Raw genomic sequence first — 23,423 nt, forward strand, 5'->3', positions numbered from 1 at the left:
ACAATATAGGCATTCCACATAGATTACAACTAAATGCCTATATTTTGCGGGGGGATAAATATGAACACACAATTACAAGAAGAAATAGAAGAAGCTAGAGAAACATACATCGGCCGGTTATTTACATTCGGCGGCTCAGCGTTATTTTTAATTGGATCATTTATCGCAGTTGTCACAGCTTATAAAGCATATAATCGCTTATTAAATACTTCTACAACATAATAAAAAGACGGAGATTTCTCCGTCTTTTTATTATGCAAACATTTTAAATACGCCTATCGCATTTAAAAATACGATAATTACAGTTACCGGAATAACATAACGAAGTAAGAAGAACCAAATGTTAAATAATGTTTTCCCTTTCGTTTCCGTAACTTCTAATTCTTTCATTAATAACTCTTTACTCATTTTATTTGGTACGAATAGCGAAATGGCTAGTACTCCGAGTGGCAGCAATACATTACTTACCGAGAAGTCGACGAAATCAAAGAATGTTTTCCCAAATATTTTCACATCACTCATAATCCCAAACGATAATGCTGACGGAATTCCAACTGCAAAAATAAGAATACCAATTAATAACGAAGCTGACGGACGCTTCTTCTCATTATCTTTCGCAACAGATGCTACTACAATTTCAAGCATTGAAATCGCAGATGTTAAAGTCGCAAAGAAGAATAAAATTAAAAACATAATGAAGAAAAATTGTCCAAATGGAATTTTTGCAAAGACAGCAGGAAGAACAATAAACAGTAGTCCTGGTCCTTCTGTCGGTTTAACTCCTAATGCGAAAATCGCTGGAAAAATCGCTAATCCTGCAAGTACTGTAACGAAAACAGTTAAACTTACAATAGATGTTGCTGATTTAGCTAAATGCTCTTCTTTCTTTAAATACGAACTATACGTTACCATTACCGAGGCACCTACCGTTAGTGAGAAGAAAGATTGTCCCATCGCATATAAAATTGTATCTGCTGTAAGCTTTGAAAAATCTGGTTTTAAGAAGAACTCTACCCCAGCCATAGCACCATCAAGTGTTAACGCACGAATAATTATAGCAATAAACAAAATAAATAATAGCGGCATCATGTACTTACTTGCTTTTTCTATGCCTTTTTCCACACCCTTACTAACAACAAAAATGGTACAAAGCATAAAGATGAATTGCGCCCCAATCGCACTTACTGGATTTGAAATTGTTTCAGCAAACAATTGTCCATAATCGACTACTCCGTTCCAGAAACTACCTGTGACACTATAGTATAAATAAAGTAAAATCCATCCTCCTACAACACTATAAAAAGATAGTACGCTAAAACAAGTAACAACCCCCATACGACCAATCCAAGGATATAACTTGCTATTCGGTACTAATACTTTATAAGCTGTAACTGCCTCTTTTTGAGTACTACGCCCAATAACAAATTCAGCTAAAAGAAGAGGCATACCAATAAATAAAGTTAATAGTAAGAATACAAGGAAGAACGCGCCTCCCCCTCCATTACCTGCAACATATGGAAACTTCCATATTGCACCAAGACCTACTGCGGCTCCGGCTGCTGCGAGTACAAAGCCAATTTTCGACGTCCATTGCTGTGTTTCTTTCATCATAAATTCTCCTTTTCTGAATATTATAACTTTTATAGATTATACACTTTCATTTCATACTCGCACACCTCCTTTAGAAAATAAAAAAGTCCCCTACACGCAAATATGCATGTAGAGGACGATATATGTAATAGAATACCGTGGTACCACCTCAATTGGATCAATAAATCCCACTTGTTCAGGTACAGGAAAATTCCGATACCCTATCCTTTTAACGGCGGAACCCGGGTTGCCTACTGCAATGTTCAGCATACCTCTCGCAAGCCCATTCTGTATATTTTATCGTACCGGGCTCACACCTTACCCCAGCTCTCTGAACGCATCAAATATACGTACTCTTCTTGCTCATCGATTTCATCTTTTGAAGTTACTTGTGATTATAAATTATATTTTTATATTTGTAAAGCACAATTCACTCACTATCCTATATAAATTCCCCTCTCTAATTCTTGTAAAAAAAGCTCTCTTTTTTGTTCACTTTGAACATATATCGACTTTAATACTTCTTGCAACAATATATTTTTTTGCCTTTTCTCTACTTGTAATTCTTTCACTTTTATTCTAACTTCATATAAAAAATCAAGATACGATTCATACTTCTCATCATATTTATTTGCGATATCATCACGAATTTTTTTTGCAAGTTTCGGACTTGCCCCTCCAGTAGAAACAGCTACATTAAGTAGTCCACGATGAATTGCCGCCGGAAAATGAACATTTCCACTTTCCGGATTCGTAATAACATTTACCAGTTGATTTACCGAGGCATCTTCAGCAATTTGTTCATTTAGTACCGAATCGCTAGTCGCTGCAACTACTAAAAAAGCATCTTTAATATCACTTTTCTCATACTCTCTTTGATACCAACGAATTTGCTTTTCTTCTACAAGTTTCACTAAATTCGCATCTAATTCTGTACTTATCACAACTATATCCGCACCTTGTTTTAGTAAAGGAATAATTTTAAACCCTGCTACTTTCCCTCCACCAATGACAACAACACGTTTCTCATCAACTCGCACTGTAAGTGGATACATATTGATCTCCCTTCAATATTTCCTCTGTTTTCTGAATTAACATCTCTCGAAACGCTACATTCTTTCCTAAATATGGACTTATTTTTATCTCTTCCGATTCATATTGACGCACTTCTTTCTCAACATGTTTCATGAGTAAGCCTGTAAATAATAAGTAAGGTAACACAACAATGTTCCGTTCTTTTTGTTCTACAATTTCTTTCAACTTCTCATCAAACTTCGGCTCCGCGGCTGCTAAATAACAAACTTCCACCTCTTTAATGTTCTCTTCTTTTTGAAATAAAGAAGAAATCCACTTTATGTCTTGTAAAGTTTCCGGATCACTACTCCCTCTTGCAACGAGCAAAAGTGTTACTTTTTCTTCATAGTCTTTAATACCACTTCCGTTATATACCGCTTTTACAAGCACTTCTGATACACCAAATGGATTACCATACACTATTTTGATATCCGGATATTCCTCGTTTAACTTTCGTAATTCAAGCGGAATATCTTTCTTTACATGTCCTGCCGCTAATAAAAAAACAGGAATAGCGATAATCTCTGTAGCACCACGCTCCACACATTTACGAAATCCTTCTTCAATAGAAGGATTCGCTAGTTCTAAAAAACAAATTTCTTGAATATTTGCCTCTACATAGTTCATACATGACGTAATAAACGCAACCGCTTCTTCTTTTGCTGCTTTCAAACGGCTTCCATGACATATATATATAACAGCCTTCATTTTACAATACTCCGCTTACTTGATATGCAGTTTCCGTTTGTTTCTCAAACCAATGTATCTTTTCTCTAAAACGGACAACTTCTCCAATAACAATCATACTCGGATTTTTAATTTGTTCTTTTTTGGCTACATCTACAATTGTTCCTAACGTTGCTGTAACAGTACGCTGCATAGATGTCGTTCCCCACTCAATGATAGCAGCAGGTGTACTTTGATCTTTTCCATGTTTTATTAGTTGTTCACATATGTAAGGTAAATTACTAACCCCCATATAGACAGCTAATGTATCTACACCTTTCGCTAAACTTTCCCACTTCACTTCCTCTTCAGCCCCTTCTTTCCGGTGCCCTGTCACAACAGCAAAACTTGCACTGGCATCGCGGTGCGTTACCGGAATTCCAGCGTAAGCAGGAGCAGCTATCCCAGCTGAAATACCAGGAATAATTTCAAATGGGATATTTTGCTTCGCTAACGCTTCAGCTTCTTCCCCACCTCTTCCAAATACAAATGGATCTCCGCCCTTAAGCCTCGTTACAACTTTTCCTTTTTTCGCATATTTAATAAGAAATGTGTTAATTGTCTCTTGCTTCATCGTGTGATAATTCGGGAGTTTCCCGCAATAAATTAAATCAGCTTCAGGCTTTGCATAAGAAAGTAACTCTTTATTCACAAGGCGGTCATACAAAATAACGTCCGCCTTCTCGATACATTTCAACCCTTTAACAGTAATTAAATCTGGATCACCAGGCCCCGCCCCAACGATATAAACCTTCCCCATCATCTCTCCTCATTTCTACTATAAAATGAAACTTCCACTCTTCATCACGAATGGAAGTTACTATTATTTCGTATTACACTGCCCCTTACTCATGAATAACGAATGCCGCGCCTTTTCGAATCTTCTTTTTTTCATATAATGAGATTTCTTTCACTTCTGGTAGCGGTAAAAAGTATTTTTCAAGTTCTATCTCCGCAAGCTTAAATGCTTGCTCTTCACTTTGAGCAACAACGACTATTGGAACAACACTATTCACTAATACAGCTTCAAATCGATATAAATCCATATTGTCCCTCCTAAGACGCTATTACTTCTTCTACTACTTGGTTTAGTACAATTTGTAATTCTTCCACTCCAACACGTCCGACGAAATCATAAAACGTTTCGGCTAGTAATTTATTCTTTTGGAAATAACTTAAAAAGGACACGAGAACATCCGGCAAATCTTCTCCATCTATTTTCCCTTTTAATTTTTCGTTATATGCTCCTCCGTCTAATAGCGTTCCGCCCACATATATTTCAAACGCCTCAACGATTCCCTTTTCCTTCGTTTTCAGTTTTATCCCTTGCAAACCAATATCAGCAATTTGACGTTGACCACAGGAGTTCGGGCATCCTACCATATGAATTCGAATCGGAACATCAAGTGCAATTTGTGTATCTAAGTACTCTGCGATTTTGTGTAATCTTTCTTTCGTTTCTACTAACGCAAGATTGCAATACTCAATACCAGTACATGAAACCGCATGACCAATAAATGATTTCGGATTTGCAGAAATTACTTCAAACAACGGTTCACTTAATAATCCTGCAACATTTTCTGGCGGAACATTCGGAATAATGAAGTTTTGTGAGTTACAAGTACGGATTTGTCCGTTTCCATATTTCTTTGCAATTCTTGCAATCTCAAACATTTCCTCTGCATGTAAACGTCCTACCGGCACATTAAAACCGACATATTTTAACCCCTCTTGTTTTTGATCCTGGGCGCCATAAAAGTATCCTGCATTCCAGCCTTTGAGAGCACTCTCCCCTTTACTTTGCAATGGTCCTGTATACTCTATTAGTTTCTCTTTAAATTTCTCCGCGCCCCAGTCAGCAACAAGAAATTTCAAACGTGCTAAATGACGCTTTTCACGATATCCAAAATCACGGAATATAGTAGCAATTGCAATCGATACTGCTTTCACTTCTTCTGGTAAAACGAATACATCTAATTCTTCCGCTAAGTACGGACGAGCTGATAAGCCTCCGCCTACTTTTATATGAAAACCAACTTTTTTCTCACCATCTATTTCTTTCGTAGCAGGTGTAAATGCCACACAGTTAATCTCTGCATTTGCTGAATTATAAATGTTAGAACTAATAGACATTTTAAATTTACGTGGTAGATTAGAAAACTCTTCATTATGTTGGAAGTAATCGTATATTTCTTTAACAATCGATGTTGTATCAAATAGTTCATTCGCATCAATTCCAGCAAGTGGATTACCTGTAATATTACGTGTAATATCACCGCATGCCCCTGCTGAAGATAAACCAACTCTCGCTAATCTTTTAAAAATATCCGGAATTTGCCCAATTTCTAACCAATGAAACTGAATCGCCTGTCTTGTCGTAATATCTAACACATCACGCCCATAATCTTCAGCGATAGAAGCTAGCACCTCTGCCTGCGCATTTGTAATAATCCCAGAAGGAATATTGACACGCATCATAAAATAGCCCGCTTCTTTCGGTCGTTGCAAATACAATCCTGCCCATTTAAATGCGTCCCACTCTTCTTTCGGAATAGATTCGAATCCATTTTCTGCGTAGTATGGAATATCATTAAAGATTTCCAATCCATCTTTTTCTAATTTGTTTTTCTCAGTCTGATTTAATTTTTCATTATTAGCCCATACTTTTTCATAACTCATTTTTAATCCCCCTATATAAAACTACGCTCTTGTAAGTATTTCACGATTTGTTCTGCACATTCTTCAATAGAATACTTGTGCGTTTCTACAATTAATTCCGCTTGTTCTGGTTCCTCATACGGTGAATCAATTCCCGTAAACTCTTTAATATCACCTTTTCTCGCCTTTTTATAAAGTCCTTTCGGATCACGTTTCTCACACTCTTCAATCGGACACTTCACAAAGACTTCAATAAACTCATCTGCCGCTAATAGATCTCTAACTTGTTTTCTGTCTACTCGAAATGGTGAAATAAACGCTGTAAGGACAACAGTTCCTTGATCTACAAATAGCTTCGCCACTTCACCAATACGTCTTATATTTTCCATACGATCACTTTCAGAAAAACCTAAATCTTTATTTAAACCGTGGCGAATATTATCCCCATCTAGCACATAATTTCCGATATTCTTTTCAAACAGTTTACGAGCAACCGCATTCGCTACTGTAGATTTACCCGAAGCTGATAAACCAGTAAACCAAACTACAAAACTGTGATGCCCATTTTTCACTCTTCTCTCATCTTTTGAAACAGAAGCTGTATGCCAAGTAATATTCGTATCCATCTCGTTCTCTCCCTATTCTGTTACTACTTCTTTTTTCAAACCTTTTATCAGCACTTCCACTACTTCTTTACGACTAAATGTACTCGGCGGAATCTCACCATTTCTTAACATTTCTCGTACTTTCGTACCTGATAAGATGACACGGTCTTCTTTTCCATGCGGACACGTTTTCGTTGAAGCCATTGCTTCACATTTAGTGCAGTAGAAACTATGTTCAAAAAATAACGGCGTAATCCCTAACTCTTCTACTGTAAAATTCGTAAAGATTTCCTGCGCTTCATATGTTCCGTAATAGTCTCCTACCCCGGCATGATCACGCCCTACAATAAAGTGGGTGCAACCAAAGTTCTTTCTTACTAGTGCATGAAATATCGCTTCCCTTGGTCCTGCGTAACGCATTGCTGCAGGAAATACGCCTAAAAAGACACGGTTTTTCGGATAATAGTTTTGAAGTAGTACTTCATAGCTTTCCATCCTTACATCAGCAGGAATATCATCTGACTTTGTTTCCCCAACAAGTGGATTTAAAAAGAGACCGTCTACAATTTCAAGAGCAGACTTTTGAATATATTCATGAGCACGATGTACCGGGTTTCTCGTTTGAAATCCGACTACTGTTTTCCAGCCACGTTTTTTAAATTCTTCTCTCGTTTCAATCGGATCTAAATGATAAGAAGGAAATTGCTTATTTTCAAAGCGTTTTGTAAGAATAATAGCTCCTCCAACGTAAACATTTGGTCGTTCATATAATTTCTTTACTCCTGGATGAGCTTCATTCGTCGTTTTATATACAAGTAACGCTTCTTTTTCTTTATCAGGTACAAAAATATCTTCTATTTGAATAACACCATATACATTTCCGGCGTTGACAAGTTTTACTTCCTCTCCAGCCTGCAGTTTCTCTGCTACTTCTTCTGTTACCGGTAGTGTAATCGGTATACTCCATACGCTTCCATTTGCTAAACGAAGCGTTTCTACTACTGAATCATAATCTCTCTTCCCTAAAAATCCTGTAAGAGGGCTATATCCTCCTGTCGCCAAAAGTTCTAAATCACTAAGTGCAATTTTGTCTATCTCGATTTCCTTTACAATGTTCGATATGTCATATGTTTCATCAATGCGGTTTACTAATTCATTTGTTGTACTCATCTTCTTATATCCCTTCTTAGCTTTATTTCAAAATCTATCTCATTGAAAGTGAAGGCCACATTCCGTCTTCATTTTCCCAGCCCATCTTCCATCTCTTGAGTCGCCACCATCACCTACAGGTAATGTACATTTCTCACACCCAATACTCGGATAGCCAACATCATGCAATGGGTTATACGGCAAACTATGTTTATATACATATCGCCAAACTTCTTTCCAAGTCCAATGAATGAGCGGACAAACTTTAATAGATTGAAAACGACGATCTTGATTTATAAACTGTGTATGCTTACGCGTTTCTGATTGTTCCCTTCTTAAGCCCGATATCCACGCTTTTTCCGCTGCTAATGATTTTTCTAACGGTAAAATTTTTCTAATACTACAGCAAAGATTCGGATTACTTTCCCATAACTTCTCTCCATGAAGCTTCGCTTGTTCATCAAGTGTAAGTTCTGGCAGTTTTTCTATAATATTTAATGAAGGAAATCTCTCGCGTACCTTTTTAATTAATTCGTACGTTTCTTGAAAATGAACATTTGTATCTAAAAATACAACTTTAGCAGATGGATTTACTTGGTTTATAAGATGCAATAAAACCATTCCCTCCACCCCAAAGCTACATGCATATACAATTTCATCTTTATACTCTCTATAAGCCCAACTTAATACTGATAGCGCGCCTTTCGTTTCATCTTCTTCAGAAAATGAAACACTATTTTCTTTCCACGTTTCGTACGTCAACATGTTTTTTCCCCCTGTAAAAGCAAAAAGACGGCTTTAACCTATTAAAAATAGATTAAAACCGCCTCTAGTTTTTCTAGTCAGCGCTTTTCACTTTAAACGGACCTTTTCACTTTTCTCTAATTGAATCACTTTTCCATCTTGCACAACAATTGTAATTGAACCATATTTCATATCAGCAAGCATCGTTTGAATTTTTTCGGACACTTCATCAAAATGTTCCCGTACGCTCACGCAAACAGCCCCCTTTTTATTCATAAAAAAAATCTTTCCCATTTCGAAAAGACTGTTCGGTAATATATTTTACCTTATCTTTCAAAATGGATTCCATTTTGCTGGATTTAGCACCTTGCTTTCTATAAGCAGGTTGCCGAGCTTCGTAGGGCCAGTTCCCTCAGCTTCTCTTGATAAGCTTTGTATTTGTATTTTATCACAATTCTGATTTTTTTCAATCCTAGTTTTCCGATATATTTAATTATTTTTCTTTTTTTAAAAGGAGTTGCCTTTACTAGACAACTCCTTCTTTCTCATTCACACCAGCTCTTTAATACGTATGCGATCGTTCCCAATGATATTTTCATATGTTTCACGTTCTACGACAATTTGTGACGTCCCGCCTTTTGCAAAGACGACAGCTGGTCTACGAATACGATTATAATTATTAGCCATCGAGTACCCATATGCCCCCGTACAAGAAATTGCTAGTAAATCAGAAGAAGCAACTTGCGGTAAGTTAATATCCCAAATCAGCATATCTCCACTTTCACAGCATTTCCCAGCAATCGAAACGAGCTCCTCATTCTTATCATTCCCTCGATTCGCCAACATCGCCTCATAACGGGCTCCGTATAGAGCTGGTCTTAAATTATCTGTCATTCCACCATCGACTGAAACATATTTCCGAATGCCAGGAATCTCTTTCACCGCTCCGACTGTATAAAGTGTTGTTCCAGCATCACCTACGATACTACGACCTGGTTCAATCCATATTTCTGGAAGCGGATATTCACATAATGTAAATTGTTCTCTTATCGTACTTGTTACAGCGTGCACATACGTTTCAAGTGTTAATGGTGCATCTGACTCCGTATAACGTATACCGAAACCTCCGCCCACATTTAATACTTTCATCACATAATGTGTTCGCTCTCTCACTTCTTCTAAAAATTGGCGGAGTACTTCAATTGCTCGAACAAATCCAGCCGTTTCAAATATTTGTGATCCGATGTGCGAGTGAATTCCTAGCACATTATAATTTGATTTTTGCAAGGCAAGCTCAATTGCTTGCATCGCTTGACCATTTGAAACACCAAACCCAAATTTCGAATCCTCTTGACCTGTTGTTATATATTCGTGTGTATGTGCCTCTACTCCAGGCGTTACACGGATTAATATGTTCACAAATTTCCCATGTTGCATTGCTAAATCATGTAAGATTTCTAATTCTAAGAAATTATCTACTACAAAACAACCGATATTCGCCTGAAGAGCCATAATCATTTCTTCTTCTGTTTTATTATTTCCGTGAAAATGAATACGCGATGCCGGAAAACCAGCTTGGAGCGCAGTATATAATTCTCCTCCAGAAACAACGTCTAAAGACATATTCTCTTCACGAGCTACTCGGCACATCTCCATGCACAAGAACGCCTTGCTTGCATATGCTACTTGATAAGAGAAACCACTTTCTTTAAAAGCACGATGAAACGCGCGGCACTTTCCTCGAATAGACTCTTCATCGTATACATAAAGTGGTGTTCCGTATTGTTTTGCTAGCTGCGTCGTATCGCACCCACCAATTTCTAAGTGTCCTTGCCCATTGATTCGGCTTGTGCCGTGTAAATACATTTGAATTCCTCCCTTATTTCCTCTAAAACTCATAACCCCAATCTTCTATTCATTGCAGCACGCTTTTAGATAGACAAAAAACGCGCGGAACAATGTTCACACGCGTTTCTTATTAGGAAAAATATATATTGAAAAAATAAACGAGTTGTTATCTTCTCAAAATAAGAAACCGCATCAACATCTCCAAATAGCTCTCCATAAAATAAATATTATGACAGTACTACATTTATTCAATGCAGTCCCAATATATGAATAAGATGGTTATTCTTATATTTCGGCAATAGTCCCTTTCAACCTATGATCACAGATTCCATTAAATCTCCCATAGCTTACTCTTTCCTATCGCGGCCTCTACCTTTGAGAGTAGATGAGGTAAGTCTATTTAATTTTCAAACATCTAATTGTTGCTATTAACAATACCAAAGGACCATTTTATTTGTCAAACAATTTTTTATATTGTTTTTTTACAGTTTAACTTCGTATCATTTGGTAAGCGCTTTACTACTATATTTGTCACTTCCCATTCGCCTTCTTCGTTATTAAAAGTAATTGTTACTTTTTCGAATGGTGGAACAATTTTCCCACCAACCTGTTCATACTTCGTCACTTCAATAACCGCTTGAAATAAATATGTGCCACTATACACTTTTTTTAAACGGATGATTTTAGGACATTGATAAGGTTTCAAATTTCCATATTGTTTTTCAATTGCCTTATTTATTTTTGGAAATAAAACAGAATAAAGTGCATCCTCCACAAGGGGTGCATCATATTGCGCTACTGACATACTCGGTGAGGAAAAAAGTATAACACTACTGCATACTATAAAATATAATAATTTTCGCATTATAACCTCCGTTTTATTACTCGATTCTTTCTGCGCACGATAATTATCATACATAGAAACTCCGTTTTATTGTCTCCCACTGCCCTTTTTCTACTCAATTATTATAAAAAAGCCCACAACTCTCTTTTATTTTCGTATAATGATACTCATAGTATAATAAACATAATAACAAAGGACTGTTCGTATATATAAAATGAGGCGCTAATCAAACCGGCTCACAAGAACTGTCATGCTTTTAGGAGAGGAGTATATTATGCTACAAAATCTGTTTCCAAAACTGCGATTTGCACTAGTTGCAGTCGTTTTATTATGGATAAAAACATATATTGTGTACAAGCTAGCATTTGATATTAGAATTGATAACTTCTTTGAAGAATTTATGCTTTTTATTAATCCACTAGCTTCGTTACTTTTATTTTTTGGTTTCGCTTTACTTGCATCTAAGTACCGAAACCGAATTATTATTGTAATTAGTTTTATACTGTCATTTATTTTATTTGGAAATGCAATGTTTTACGGGTTCTATAACGATTTTGTTACTTTCCCTGTTTTATTCCAAACAAATAATATGGCTGACTTAGGGACGAGTATAAAAGAACTCTTTACGTATAAAACATTACTTTTATTTGCAGACGCAATTATTTTAATGTTTATTTCGCGTAAATTCCCATCATTTGGTGATAAAACACCACTTTCTCGCTCTGAGAAGCGAACTTTCTTTAGCGGTGTAACAGCATTATTAGCACTACAAATTGTTGTTTCAGTTATATATAAACCACAAATGTTCTCACGCTCATTTGATCGTCAAACTGTCGTGAAAAATTTAGGGTTATACACATATCATCTATTTGATATTACACTTCAATCTAAGTCTTCAGCTGAGCGTGTATTTGCAAGTGGAGACGGGTTCTCTGAAATTAAAAACTATACAGACTCAAAAGATAAACAAGTTGATAAAAACTTATTTGGAGCTGCAAAGGGTAAAAATGTAATTTTAATTTCAATGGAATCTACACAAAGTTTTGTTATTAATAAAAAAATAAATGGAAAAGAGATTACTCCATTTTTAAATGAGTTTATTAAAGATAGTTTTTATTTCGATAACTTCTATCATCAAACGGGACAAGGTAAAACTTCTGATGCTGAATTTATCGTTGAAAATTCCCTTTATCCGTTAGACCGTGGTTCTGTATTCTTTACTCATGCAACAAATGAATACACTGCCACACCAGAACAATTAAAGAAATACGGATATTCTTCTGCTGTCTTCCATTCAAACGATAAAACGTTTTGGAATCGTGATGTAATGTATCCTGCGCTTGGATATGATCGTTACTTTAATTTAAATGATTACGTAGGAACGGAACAAATGTCTGTCGGTTGGGGATTAAAAGATAAAGAGTTCTTTGAACAATCTATTCCAAAGTTAAAATCTTTACCACAACCGTTCTATACAAAATTTATTACGTTAACAAACCATTTTCCATTTCTTCTAAATCCAGAAGATCAATATGTTGATGAATTTAATTCCGAAAGTGGTGTTTTAAATCGTTACTTCCCAACCGTTCGTTACACGGATGAAGCTCTTAAATTATTTATTAAACAATTGAAAGACGAAGGACTGTATGATAATTCCGTTATTGTCATTTATGGTGATCATTACGGCATTTCTGAAAACCATAATGCAGCTATGGCTCAGTTCCTTGGGAAAGACGCTATTACACCGTTTGATTCTATGCAATTACAACGCGTCCCTCTCATTATTCATGTGCCTGGCCAAGAAGGAAAAGTCATCTCTAAAGTATCTGGTCAAATTGATATTAAACCAACGTTACTTCATTTACTTGGTATTAAAACAAATCAATCCGTAGAATTTGGAACAGACTTATTTACGAAAGAAAAAGACCCTCTTATGGTAATGCGGGACGGTAGTTTTGTTTCGGAAGGTTATGTTTATACAAAAAATATGTGCTATAAAAGAAGCACAGGTGAAGAAGCTGATTTAACACTATGTCAGCCTTATATTGAAAAAGCAAAAACAGAATTAAAATTATCCGACAAACTCATTTATGGAGATTTATTACGATTTGATCCTAACAATCGATATAAAACCGGAACGATGAAAACGAAATTTGAATAGTGTAGGAAGCAACTTTACAAAAGTTGCTTCCTTTTTTTTTTACTTATTTTTCAAATTTCTCTTCTATACAATCTTTCACAAATTGGGAATTTCTTTCGTATGAGGAAGAAATTTATGGTATGATAAAATAAGTAAACTTTCATACACTAATTAAGAATTTATTACAGAAAGCAAGGGATCAGATTTTGTATAGAGCAGCTATTCCAAACTTATTTACGCTCGGAAATTTATATAGCGGATTTTTGTCAATCGGCTATGCATCTTTAGGATATTATAAATCAGCTGCTATTTTAGTACTTATCGGGATGATGTTAGATAGTCTTGACGGTCGTGTTGCTCGTTTATTACGCGTTGATTCACAAATGGGAAAAGAGCTTGATTCACTCGCAGATGTTGTAACGTTTGGCGCGGCACCTGCCGTGTTAATGTATTACACATCTTTCTCCAACTACGGAATCATTGGACTATACATAGCGGGATTATTCCCACTGTTCGGAGCATATCGCTTAGCACGATTTAATGTAACACCATCATCTACTTCTATGAAATATTTCACTGGAGTTCCGATTACTGCAGCAGGAGGGCTTGTCGCTTTCCTAACATTATTTTCACATACCATTCCAAAAATCGTTCTTATTACAGTATTTGTAACGTTCGCATTTTTAATGGTGAGTCGTATTCGTATCCCAAGTTTAAAAGATGTACCAATTCCACGATATAGCATAATTATTACATTATTTTTAATTGGGATCATTATCACAATGTACCAAACAGGGTTCGGTAATTTTTCTGTTTTCTTATTCATTGCTATTCCATTATATATTTTGTATATGCTATCTCAATTCATTAGACAAAGACCGTCTAAAAAAGCGAATAAAGAAAAATAAAAAGAAACCTTCCGAATACGGAAGGTTTCTTTTTATTTTGTAACTAATAATTTTTGATTTACAGGTGTTACAGGTTCTTCATTGTTTAATACAGCTAAAATATTTCTCACTGCCATTTCAGCCATCGCATCACGAGTTTCGAATGTTGCATTTCCTACGTGAGGAGCAAGTACTACATTCTTTAATCCTTTTAGCTCTTCTGTAATTTTCGGTTCAAATTCAAATACGTCAAGAGCTGCACCTTCAATTTCATTCGTTTTTAGTGCATGAGCAAGTGCTGATTCATGCATAATTGGTCCACGTGAAGCATTTATAATATATGCTGTTTTCTTCATCATTTTAAACTGTTCTTCATCAATCATATGATGTAATTTCGGATTATAAGCACAGTTAATTGTAATAAAGTCCGATGTTTGTAATAATTCTTCCAATGTTACATATGTTGCTCCCAGTTCACTTTCAGCTTCGGGCTTACGATTTGGCCCTGTATATAAAATATCCATTCCAAATGCTTTCGCACGCTTTGCAACTGCCTTCCCGATTTCTCCAAGGCCAATAATTCCAATTGTCTTACCGTGTACTTCGCGGCCTAAGAAAAATAATGGTGCCCAGCCGTTAAATCCAGTTGTACGACATAAACTATCCCCTTCAGGAATTCTGCGTGCCGCTGCTAAAAGCAGTGCAAATGTTAATTCTGCTGTCGCTTCAGTTGATACTTTCGGTGTATTCGATACTACAATTCCTTTTTCTCCTGCATACGTGAAATCAATATTATCGTAACCAGCACCGTAGTTTGCAACAATCTTTAAATGAGGTGCCGCATCAATAACTTCTTTCGTCACCTTTGTAGAAAGTAAGCTTAACAATGCATCTTTATCTTTTACACGCTCTGTTAATTCATCTAAAGAAATTAACTCTTCTTTATCGTACATTTCTACATCATGATCCTTTAATAATTCTAATCCGATTTCTGGAATTTTCCCTGCAACTAATATTTTCGCCACTACTAACACCTCTTCTATACAAAATAAGATATCTCTTATATTTCATTGTAAGAAATCCACATATAAAAACCAAGGAATTTGATTATAGTTTTGAAAATCGACACTTTTTCCCATAAGAAAAGAGGAGATTCATCTCTCCTCTCTTCTTACGCTTTCTCTTGTGATTCTTGCCCAAGCTTTGCATCGATTGTTCCTTCTGCAACTGTATCGCTAATTTGTTCTTCGATAACTGAGTTAGCTGTATTATTCGTTTCAGAAGTATAAGCCTGATTTGCCGCTTGTACGTTTTGTTTATTTTGTTGTTTCGCCATTTTCCACCCTCCTTTTCATTCTTTCTTATTTTGAACAAAAAGGGTGGTTTTCATCAACAAATCGTGTTTTATTTTGAAATTGTTACTTCTTCTTCAAGCAATCTCATCGTTCTTACTCGTTTCGTAAATGTAGCTACGTGAGAAATATCATGATTGCGTAATGTCTTTATATTTTCTTCCACATATTTCCCTAAATCATGCGGATAATGGGCATCTGAGGAGAGAGTAATCGGAACTCCATGCTTAGCTAACACTTGTAAATAAAGCGGACTTGGACACATTTCGCGCACAGGATAGCGATAGTACAATCCCGCATTTATTTCTGTTGCGGTATTCGTTTCTACTAACGCACGCGCAATTTCCTTATAATAAGAAAGCTGTTCATTCTCATCTAACCGGTAATTAAATACTTTTATGTTATCGAGGTGAGCTATAATATCAAAGAGCTCAGAACGAACAGCACTTTCAACTGTAGCGAAAAACGTATGATATAAAGTATGTAACTCATGCGTATCAAAATACCCTTGCGTATCTGGATTATCAAATCCCCATCCATCTATAAAATGGACCGAACCGATTACATAATCAAAGTCTCCTAAAGCTAGTAAGCCTTTTAACTCTTGTTCACCGCCGATAAAATAATCCGCTTCAATTCCAAGTTTAAGTGTTATCCCCCTTTTACTCCATCGTTCTTTCGCCTCTTCAATTGCCTTTGTAAAATCATATATTGAAGTTACTCTTACTTGGTCTAGCCATTCCTTCTGTAAACGACCGAGTTTTGAATCACTAATATCTACATATTTTTCATAATACCCTTTCGCCTCGTGAAAACGATATAAATGATCGACAATGCCAACTTCTTTTATTCCTTTTCGTAAAGCTTCTTCTAAATATAAATCAATCCATTTCGCTGTAAATGGGCCTTCCTTCACACGTTTTTGCAGGCGTTCTTGTGTTTTCATAAGCCAGCCTATTGAATGTTTATCTTCTTTAAGCGGTTCATAATATTGTAGTGCATCATTTATTTTAGCAAGCCAGCCTATTGAATAAGGCCCTTCTTCTAAATGAAGGTGATAGTCCACTTTCATCCACATTCCCTCCTTATAATGTATCTATTTCTTTTCGATCTCCTACTCTTGAAAGCTTTCCATTTCTTTCTTTCACTTCTTGCATGACATCTTCTAATGAAATATTTTTTTCAGCTAATAGAACAAAACAGTGATAGAACACATCAACCATTTCTTTTACTAGTTCTTCTTTATCATTATTTTTAGACGCGATAATTACTTCGGTGCACTCCTCACCAATTTTCTTTAAAATTTTATCTTCACCTTTTGAAAATAAATAATTCGTATATGATTCAGAGAGTGGATTTTTCTTTCGTTCTTCAATTGTTTCAAATAATAACTTAAGGATATCTTCCATATGTACCCCCCTATATAATTTTATAGTGAAAACACGTTTTTTCTCCCGTATGGCAAGCAGGCCCTATTTGCTTTACGACAACAACGATTGAATCTTGATCACAGTCTAAATAAAGTGACTGAACATATTGGACATTACCTGATGTTTCTCCTTTATTCCATAACGATTGTCTCGAGCGGGAATAAAACCATGTTTTTTTCGTTTCCAACGTCTTTTCATACGCTTCTTTATTCATATAAGCTAGCATTAAAACTTCTTTCGTATCTTCCTCGATAACAACAGCTGGTATCAATCCTTTTGAAAAGTTAGGTTTCATAACCGCACCTCAACGTTTGCTTCTCTTAATTTCCTCTTCACACCCTGTACAGTTGCCTCGCCATAATGAAAGATTGATGCTGCTAATGCTGCATCAACTGTTGTCTTTTGAAATACTTCTATAATGTGATCCGCATGACCACATCCTCCAGATGCGATTACCGGGACAGAAACGCTGTTTGAAATTGCTTCTGTTAGCCGAAGATCATATCCATTTTTTGTTCCATCTGCATCCATACTCGTCAGTAAAATTTCTCCTGCCCCTAGCTGGGCAACGCGCTTCGCCCATTCGATTGCATCCATCCCTGTATCGACTCTTCCGCCGTTCACGTATACATTCCATTTATCTTCCTCTACTTTTCTAGCATCAATTGCTACAACAATACATTGTGAGCCAAAATGTTCTGCACCTTCCTGGATTAACTTCGGACTTCTCACTGCCGCTGAGTTTATTGAAACTTTATCCGCTCCAGCTCTTAGTAAATTGTACATATCTCTCACATTTGAAATCCCCCCGCCAACTGTAAGCGGAATAAATACTTTTGAAGCTGTTTTTTCTACAACATCTATAATCGTTTTTCGCCCTTCATGCGTCGCAGTAATGTCTAAAAATACAATTTCATCTGCTCCAGCATCATTATATAAAGCGGCTATTTCAACAGGATCACCGACGTCTTGTAACCCTATAAAATTCACACCCTTTACTACCCGCCCTTCTTTCACATCTAGACATGGAATAATTCGTTTCGCTAACATAGCTTTGTCACCTGTAACACTTCTTCTAAATCAATCGTTTTCTCGTAAAGTGCCTTTCCAATTATGACGCCATATATATTCATATCATTTAATTTTTTCACATCTTGAATAGATGCTACTCCTCCAGAAGCAATGAGACGAACGCCTACGCTTTTTTGTAATAACTCTAATTGCTCAAAATTTGGCCCTGCCAGCGTCCCGTCTTTCGAAATGTCTGTAAACACAATCGTTTGAACACCTAAATTCTCCATTTGCTTTGCTAAATCAATGTAAGAAATTTCAGACATGTCAAGCCAGCCTCTCGTTGCTACAAAACCATTTTTCGCGTCAATTCCAACTATGATTTTCTCTTTGTATAGACGAACTGCTTCCTCTAAAAATGCCTTATCATAAAGAGCAGCTGTTCCTAAAATTACTTTTTCTACACCGACTAACAATAACTTCTCTACTGCCGCAAGTGATCGAACTCCTCCTCCAACTTGCACAGGAATACGTACCGTCCTGCATATCCTTTCAATTACGGACAAATTTACTGACTCCCCAGCAATTGCACCATCTAAATCAACAATGTGTAGTATTTTCGCTCCAAACTTTTCAAATATGAGCGCTTGCGCAACCGGGTCTTCATTCATTACTGTTTCCTTACTAAATTCCCCTTGATAAAGTCTAACGCATCGACCTTCTTTTAAATCGATAGCTGGGAAGATTTCCATGCTTCTACCACCCCTTTGAAATTTTTCAACATTTGCATTCCAATGTCACCACTTTTTTCAGGATGAAACTGTGCGCCGTATATATTTCCTTTTGCTACAAAACCAGGTACTTGCACTCCATACTCACTTGACCCATACACAATTTCATTTGGACAATCTGCATAATAAGAGTGGACATAGTATACGAAAGAACCGTCCTCTACTCCATTCCAAAGCGATATTTCTCCATCTTTCTTTAATTCATTCCACCCCATATGTGGAATTTTATAAGGAACTTTTAACTTTCTAATGACACCTGGCAATAAATTTAATCCGTTACAGTCTTGTAGTTCCTCACTTTTTTCAAATAAAAGCTGCATTCCTAAGCAAATGCCCAGAAGCGGCTTCCCTGAACTCCCAACTTCTTTTAGCACACATACTAAATCTTTTTCTTCTAAAATGTCCATCGCCTTCGGAAATGCGCCTACTCCCGGTAAAATAACGCCATCACTTCTCAATATTTCTTCTTTGTCATCCGTTACGATGTACTCTGCTCCAATATATTTTAATGCTTGTTCCACACTGCGAATATTCCCCATTCCATAATCTATAATAGTAATCAATTACAACATCCCTTTCGTTGAATTTACACCAGTAATGTTGGCGTTTTTATCGACTGCCTCTCTAAGCGCTCGACCAAATGCTTTAAATAGAGCTTCAATTTTGTGATGTGTATTGCTTCCGTATAAAATGCGAGCATGTAACGTAATATTTGCAGCATGGGCAACTGCTCTAAAAAATTCTTCCGTTAGTTCTGTGTCAAAATCTCCGAGCTTCGGATTTGTTAATTCACCTTGAAATACAATATATGAGCGCCCGCTTATATCAATCGCGACAAATCCTAAAGATTCATCCATCGGTACATACGCTGAGCCGTAACGGTTAATCCCCTCTTTATTTTGCAATGCTTCTTTCAAGCAAGTTCCGAGTACAATTCCAACATCTTCAACCGTATGATGCGCATCAACGAATACATCACCTTCAGCTTCAACTTGCAAACCGAATCTTCCATGCCTAGCAAATAAAGTTAGCATATGATCAAAAAAACCAACTCCCGTTTGCACAGAAACACTCGTACTTTCATCGAGCTGCAAACTTAATTTAATCTTTGTTTCAGTCGTCTCACGTGCTTGACTCGATTGGCGCATTATTCTTCCTCCTTAAACCTAATTTGGATCGCTCTTGCGTGTGCATGTAAACCTTCTTTATTTGCAAGTTCTACAATATGATGCTGTACACTTCTTAACGCTTCTTCCGTATAAGAAACGAAGCTTGATTTTTTCACGAAATCATCGACGGATAACGGAGAAAAAAATCTTGCCGTTCCACTTGTCGGTAATACGTGATTCGGCCCCGCCAAATAATCTCCGAGCGGTTCAGGTGCATATGGACCAAGGAAAATTGATCCAGCATGCTTTACATAAGCTAGAGCATTCATTGGCTCTTTTATGTGTAACTCTAAATGTTCTGGAGCAATTTCATTTGATAATTGAAATGCCTCTCCTAAAGAAGGAACAATAAAAATCGCTCCATTTCTTTTTATTGACTCACGAGCTATTTCACTTCTTGGTAACGTCTCTAGCTGTCTTTCTATTTCTCTTTCTACTTCTTTAGCAAGGTGTACATTCGTTGTAATACAAATAGCAGTCGCTCTTTCATCATGCTCTGCTTGTGATAATAAATCAGCAGCAATATATTCGGCATTTCCTGTTTCATCTGCGATAACTACAATTTCTGATGGTCCAGCAATCATATCGATATTGACTACCCCATATACTTCTCGCTTCGCTAGAGCAACATACAAATTTCCAGGTCCAACTATTTTATCTACTTTAGGAATCGATTCCGTTCCATATGCTAGAGCAGCAATTGCTTGAGCACCACCGGCCATATAAATTTCATCTACACCTGCAAGACTTGCAGCAGCTAAAATATGCGAATCAATTCCTCCTTGCCTCGGCGGTGTTACCATTACAATTTTTTTCACTCCTGCGAGTTTTGCTGGCAATACATTCATTAATACTGATGAAGGATACGAAGCAGTCCCGCCTGGCACATATACACCTACATTTTCTAACGGCTGAATGAGCTGTCCTCTAATTACCCCTTCACTCACGCAATCGAACATCGATTGTCTTTTTTGCTTTTCGTGATACGAGACAATGTTTTTCTTTGCCTCTTCTAACGCTTCTAAAAAAGCTTGTTCTACAAACCTACTTGCTTGTTTTATTTCTTCTGCACTTACACGAAAATTTTTGATTTCTACACCATCAAACTTTTTTGTATAGAACGATAACGCCTCATCTTTACTCTCCCTTACGTTTTGAACAATTTCGCTTACACTTCTTTGAACAGTTTCTTCTATTATATGTGCGCTTTCTCGTAGCAATTTTATTTTCGATAAAGCCTCTTGGAAATCTTCAAAAACTATCTCCATTTAAAGTCCCCCTATTTCCCTGACAAAATTTCTTGTTCCATCATATTTATAATACTGAATATTTCGTCTTTTTTAGTTTTTAAAGCTGCTTTATTTACAATCATCCTCGCTGATATAGAGCACATTTCCTCAAATACAATTAATCCATTCTCCTGTAATGTTTTCCCAGTTTCAACAATATCCACAATCGCATCTGCCAATCCTAGAAGCGGCGCAATCTCTACGGATCCTTCTATTTTTATAATTTCTACATCCTCTCCTTTATCATGAAAATAAGTAGAAGTGATGTGCGGGTATTTCGTAGCAATTCGTTTCTTCCGGTAACTCTTCGGATTGTACGTAGGAATAGAAGCAACACAAAACTTACATACACCTACTCCTAAATCCACCATCTCATATATATCTTTCTCACATTCCATTAAAATATCTTTTCCAACGACCCCAATATCAGCTACACCATGTTCTACATACGTAGCAACATCTACCGCTTTCACTAAAATAAATGAAATATTTGTGTTTTTACTTTTAAACACAAGTTTTCTTCCTTTATCTTTAAGCTCTGAACAATCAATTCCAATTTTCTCAAACAGTGGAATCACATGCTTTTCTAATCTTCCTTTCGTTAACGCAATTTGAACGTTACGCATGAAGCCTCCCCTTCTTTCTGGATGATCCATTTCTCTCTCCATACATATTCCACTAGTGAATCACTCTTCGTCTCAACGACTGTCATTATTTTATTCTTTTTTGCGAATTGAAAAGTATCGTTTAAATTAGAGAACAAAGATAGCTCTACTTTTTTCCCGTCCTTTTGAAGTAAATTTCGTAATCTTTCCGCTTCTGCTAATCTATTTAACTCATAATGAATCATAATATCTATTCTCTTTCGTTTATATGGTTCTTGTTGCTCTTGAAGTGCCTTAACAATTTGATTTACTTGCACCGCGAGTCCGACCGCTGGCATCATTTCCCCAAAATTCCCAATTAACTCATCATATCTTCCGCCACTAATAATTTCTTCTCCAATTTCATATATATACCCTTTGAAAATAACTCCTGTATAATAATCCAAATGTTGAACCATACCTAAATCAATTGATATGTAAGAGCCATATCCTAACTGTTCAATTGTTTCATATATTTCTTTCACTCTTGCAATAGCCATCTTCATTTCATTACTTGAGGCGAGTTTTTCTGCTTCCTCAATAACATCTAAACTCCCGAATAACCTTGGCAATCTCTCAAGTAATCTTACTGTTTCATCACTTCGATCTAACTTTTTTTCTTCGATAAAATTTGAGAGACCGGCATAATTTTTACTCTCAATATATGCCCTAAGCACACTCTCTTCTTCATCATGAATGGAGAGTTTTTTTACAATACATTTATATAACTGTACTTGCCCAATCTCAATTGTAAAAGATTGTACCTTCAATTTTTGAAGTGCTTGCATTACACTTATGACACACTCAATTTCCGCTCTCACATTATCAATCCCGATAATTTCAATCCCACTTTGTACCATTTCATTATATTTTCCAGAAAGAGACTCATTCGCCCTAAATACATTTCCGCTATACGTCACTTTAAGAGGAGTGTCCCATCTCTGCGTTCCAATTACTCTTGCTAAAGGAATTGTCATATCTGGGCGTAAAACGATAATCCGCCCTTTTTCATCGAAAAATTTATATATCTTCTCTTCATCTATCGGTCTGTTTTGAAATGCAAAAACATCGTAAAATTCAATTGTAGGTGTCCTTATTTCTTCATAACCTCTATCTAAAAAAGTCCGTCTTAATTTTTGTTCCACTTCTTCAATTAACGTACATTCTTCAAATAAGTAATCCCTCGTTCCATTCGGATTTGCACGCTTCCACTTTGTCATTTCACTTCACACACCCTTCCCTCTCTAATGTATGCCTATTTCATTCACCTAAACCGAAAATAAAAAGAGCCTTGTAGAAAAAATACCTACAAGGCTCTTTAGTAGAGTGTAGGTACAACGGGAATAACCCTTGTGCCTACACGTTTTCACGTTAGGTTCAAGGGTTTCATGTATGATGTAATTGTGTAAGCATTTTTATAGATTGCACGATATTCATAATACTTACTCCCTTTCTCCTCTGATTTTCAAATA

27 protein-coding genes, 2 riboswitches and 1 other annotated feature are annotated in these 23,423 nt (G+C 36.4%); of the genes, 3 read left to right on the forward strand and 24 right to left on the reverse strand.

Going from position 1 to position 23,423, the window contains the following annotated elements; genetic code table 11:
* Positions 1 to 60: 60 nt before the first annotated feature.
* The gene (locus QCI75_RS19720; RefSeq protein ID WP_002158647.1) at positions 61 to 222 is read left to right on the forward strand and encodes a hypothetical protein; all 162 of its coding nucleotides are present in this window, start codon (positions 61 to 63) and stop codon (positions 220 to 222) included.
* Positions 223 to 252: 30 nt separating this feature from the next.
* On the opposite strand, the gene QCI75_RS19725 is transcribed toward QCI75_RS19720, so the two are convergent.
* From QCI75_RS19725 to QCI75_RS19780, 12 genes are all read right to left on the reverse strand, one after another.
* Positions 253 to 1,608 (reverse strand): sodium-dependent transporter, encoded by a 1,356-nt coding sequence (locus QCI75_RS19725; RefSeq protein ID WP_144508257.1) that lies wholly within the window; start codon positions 1,606 to 1,608, stop codon positions 253 to 255.
* Positions 1,609 to 1,719: 111 nt separating this feature from the next.
* Positions 1,720 to 1,966: a binding site (T-box leader), on the reverse strand.
* Between the two features lie 61 nt (positions 1,967 to 2,027).
* Positions 2,028 to 2,645, reverse strand: coding sequence for an NAD(P)-binding protein (locus tag QCI75_RS19730; protein WP_353761053.1), 618 nt, complete (start codon positions 2,643 to 2,645; stop codon positions 2,028 to 2,030).
* Positions 2,620 to 3,372, reverse strand: coding sequence for a sirohydrochlorin chelatase (locus QCI75_RS19735; RefSeq protein WP_144508261.1), 753 nt, complete (start codon positions 3,370 to 3,372; stop codon positions 2,620 to 2,622). The genes QCI75_RS19730 and QCI75_RS19735 overlap by 26 nt, the downstream gene beginning before the upstream one ends.
* Position 3,373: 1 nt before the next feature.
* Positions 3,374 to 4,150, reverse strand: coding sequence for a uroporphyrinogen-III C-methyltransferase (gene cobA / locus QCI75_RS19740; RefSeq protein ID WP_353761054.1), 777 nt, complete (start codon positions 4,148 to 4,150; stop codon positions 3,374 to 3,376).
* Between the two features lie 85 nt (positions 4,151 to 4,235).
* Complete coding sequence (locus QCI75_RS19745) at positions 4,236 to 4,436, reverse strand: DUF3906 family protein (RefSeq protein WP_002064460.1); 201 nt, start codon at positions 4,434 to 4,436, stop codon at positions 4,236 to 4,238.
* 10 nt (positions 4,437 to 4,446) lie between these two features.
* Positions 4,447 to 6,069 carry a nitrite/sulfite reductase gene (locus QCI75_RS19750; RefSeq protein WP_353761055.1) on the reverse strand — a complete coding sequence of 541 codons (1,623 nt, stop codon included), beginning with the start codon at positions 6,067 to 6,069 and terminating at the stop codon, positions 4,447 to 4,449.
* An 11-nt stretch (positions 6,070 to 6,080) separates the two neighbouring features.
* Positions 6,081 to 6,674 (reverse strand): adenylyl-sulfate kinase, encoded by a 594-nt coding sequence (gene cysC / locus QCI75_RS19755; RefSeq protein ID WP_144508267.1) that lies wholly within the window; start codon positions 6,672 to 6,674, stop codon positions 6,081 to 6,083.
* Between the two features lie 12 nt (positions 6,675 to 6,686).
* On the reverse strand, positions 6,687 to 7,823 hold the full coding sequence (gene sat / locus QCI75_RS19760; protein ID WP_353761056.1) for a sulfate adenylyltransferase: 1,137 nt from the start codon (positions 7,821 to 7,823) through the stop codon (positions 6,687 to 6,689).
* Between the two features lie 39 nt (positions 7,824 to 7,862).
* Positions 7,863 to 8,567, reverse strand: a complete 705-nt coding sequence (locus tag QCI75_RS19765) for a phosphoadenylyl-sulfate reductase (protein WP_144508271.1) — start codon at positions 8,565 to 8,567, stop codon at positions 7,863 to 7,865.
* Between the two features lie 87 nt (positions 8,568 to 8,654).
* Positions 8,655 to 8,798 carry a YezD family protein gene (locus tag QCI75_RS19770; protein WP_002149491.1) on the reverse strand — a complete coding sequence of 48 codons (144 nt, stop codon included), beginning with the start codon at positions 8,796 to 8,798 and terminating at the stop codon, positions 8,655 to 8,657.
* A gap of 71 nt (positions 8,799 to 8,869) precedes the next feature.
* Positions 8,870 to 8,978, reverse strand: a riboswitch (SAM riboswitch).
* 117 nt (positions 8,979 to 9,095) lie between these two features.
* Positions 9,096 to 10,412, reverse strand: a complete 1,317-nt coding sequence (gene lysA, locus QCI75_RS19775; protein WP_144508910.1) for a diaminopimelate decarboxylase — start codon at positions 10,410 to 10,412, stop codon at positions 9,096 to 9,098.
* Between the two features lie 180 nt (positions 10,413 to 10,592).
* A riboswitch (Lysine riboswitch) is annotated at positions 10,593 to 10,774 on the reverse strand.
* A gap of 89 nt (positions 10,775 to 10,863) precedes the next feature.
* Positions 10,864 to 11,259, reverse strand: coding sequence for a DUF3888 domain-containing protein (locus tag QCI75_RS19780; protein WP_353761057.1), 396 nt, complete (start codon positions 11,257 to 11,259; stop codon positions 10,864 to 10,866).
* 253 nt (positions 11,260 to 11,512) lie between these two features.
* Here QCI75_RS19780 and QCI75_RS19785 point away from each other — a divergent pair, with 253 nt between their 5' ends.
* Together QCI75_RS19785 and pssA are read left to right on the forward strand one after the other, a co-directional pair.
* Entirely contained in the window at positions 11,513 to 13,399 is a 1,887-nt protein-coding gene (locus QCI75_RS19785; RefSeq protein WP_353761058.1) for an LTA synthase family protein, read from the forward strand.
* A 185-nt stretch (positions 13,400 to 13,584) separates the two neighbouring features.
* Positions 13,585 to 14,286 (forward strand): CDP-diacylglycerol--serine O-phosphatidyltransferase, encoded by a 702-nt coding sequence (gene pssA / locus QCI75_RS19790; RefSeq protein WP_044739224.1) that lies wholly within the window; start codon positions 13,585 to 13,587, stop codon positions 14,284 to 14,286.
* A 32-nt stretch (positions 14,287 to 14,318) separates the two neighbouring features.
* Here the strand turns inward: pssA and QCI75_RS19795 are convergent, their stop codons facing one another.
* The 12 genes from QCI75_RS19795 to QCI75_RS19850 form a co-directional block, all read right to left on the reverse strand.
* A complete protein-coding gene (locus QCI75_RS19795) occupies positions 14,319 to 15,290 on the reverse strand; it encodes a 2-hydroxyacid dehydrogenase family protein (RefSeq protein WP_144507198.1) in 972 nt (323 codons plus the stop codon).
* 146 nt (positions 15,291 to 15,436) lie between these two features.
* The gene (locus QCI75_RS19800; protein WP_098776712.1) at positions 15,437 to 15,601 is read right to left on the reverse strand and encodes a YozQ family protein; all 165 of its coding nucleotides are present in this window, start codon (positions 15,599 to 15,601) and stop codon (positions 15,437 to 15,439) included.
* 68 nt (positions 15,602 to 15,669) lie between these two features.
* The gene (locus QCI75_RS19805; RefSeq protein WP_144507197.1) at positions 15,670 to 16,689 is read right to left on the reverse strand and encodes a histidinol phosphate phosphatase domain-containing protein; all 1,020 of its coding nucleotides are present in this window, start codon (positions 16,687 to 16,689) and stop codon (positions 15,670 to 15,672) included.
* A gap of 13 nt (positions 16,690 to 16,702) precedes the next feature.
* The gene (gene hisE, locus QCI75_RS19810; protein ID WP_000389488.1) at positions 16,703 to 17,026 is read right to left on the reverse strand and encodes a phosphoribosyl-ATP diphosphatase; all 324 of its coding nucleotides are present in this window, start codon (positions 17,024 to 17,026) and stop codon (positions 16,703 to 16,705) included.
* A 10-nt stretch (positions 17,027 to 17,036) separates the two neighbouring features.
* Positions 17,037 to 17,342 (reverse strand): phosphoribosyl-AMP cyclohydrolase, encoded by a 306-nt coding sequence (hisI, locus tag QCI75_RS19815; RefSeq protein ID WP_144507196.1) that lies wholly within the window; start codon positions 17,340 to 17,342, stop codon positions 17,037 to 17,039.
* On the reverse strand, positions 17,339 to 18,097 hold the full coding sequence (gene hisF, locus QCI75_RS19820) for an imidazole glycerol phosphate synthase subunit HisF (protein ID WP_144507195.1): 759 nt from the start codon (positions 18,095 to 18,097) through the stop codon (positions 17,339 to 17,341). The genes hisI and hisF overlap by 4 nt, the downstream gene beginning before the upstream one ends.
* Positions 18,091 to 18,810: a 1-(5-phosphoribosyl)-5-[(5-phosphoribosylamino)methylideneamino]imidazole-4-carboxamide isomerase gene (gene hisA / locus QCI75_RS19825; RefSeq protein WP_144507194.1), complete on the reverse strand. Its 720-nt coding sequence runs from the start codon at positions 18,808 to 18,810 to the stop codon at positions 18,091 to 18,093. Before hisA ends, hisF begins: the two co-directional genes overlap by 7 nt.
* Positions 18,783 to 19,412 carry an imidazole glycerol phosphate synthase subunit HisH gene (gene hisH / locus QCI75_RS19830; protein WP_144507193.1) on the reverse strand — a complete coding sequence of 210 codons (630 nt, stop codon included), beginning with the start codon at positions 19,410 to 19,412 and terminating at the stop codon, positions 18,783 to 18,785. The genes hisA and hisH overlap by 28 nt, the downstream gene beginning before the upstream one ends.
* Positions 19,413 to 19,997, reverse strand: coding sequence for an imidazoleglycerol-phosphate dehydratase HisB (hisB, locus tag QCI75_RS19835; protein WP_002117469.1), 585 nt, complete (start codon positions 19,995 to 19,997; stop codon positions 19,413 to 19,415).
* Entirely contained in the window at positions 19,997 to 21,286 is a 1,290-nt protein-coding gene (gene hisD, locus QCI75_RS19840; RefSeq protein WP_144507192.1) for a histidinol dehydrogenase, read from the reverse strand. Before hisD ends, hisB begins: the two co-directional genes overlap by 1 nt.
* An 11-nt stretch (positions 21,287 to 21,297) precedes the next feature.
* On the reverse strand, positions 21,298 to 21,933 hold the full coding sequence (hisG, locus tag QCI75_RS19845) for an ATP phosphoribosyltransferase (protein ID WP_097902396.1): 636 nt from the start codon (positions 21,931 to 21,933) through the stop codon (positions 21,298 to 21,300).
* Entirely contained in the window at positions 21,909 to 23,171 is a 1,263-nt protein-coding gene (locus QCI75_RS19850; RefSeq protein ID WP_242214003.1) for an ATP phosphoribosyltransferase regulatory subunit, read from the reverse strand. The genes hisG and QCI75_RS19850 overlap by 25 nt, the downstream gene beginning before the upstream one ends.
* Positions 23,172 to 23,423: the final 252 nt, after the last annotated feature.

This window comes from Bacillus cereus group sp. RP43 (genome assembly GCF_040459645.1).
In the GTDB taxonomy this organism is placed as follows: domain Bacteria; phylum Bacillota; class Bacilli; order Bacillales; family Bacillaceae_G; genus Bacillus_A; species Bacillus_A mycoides_C.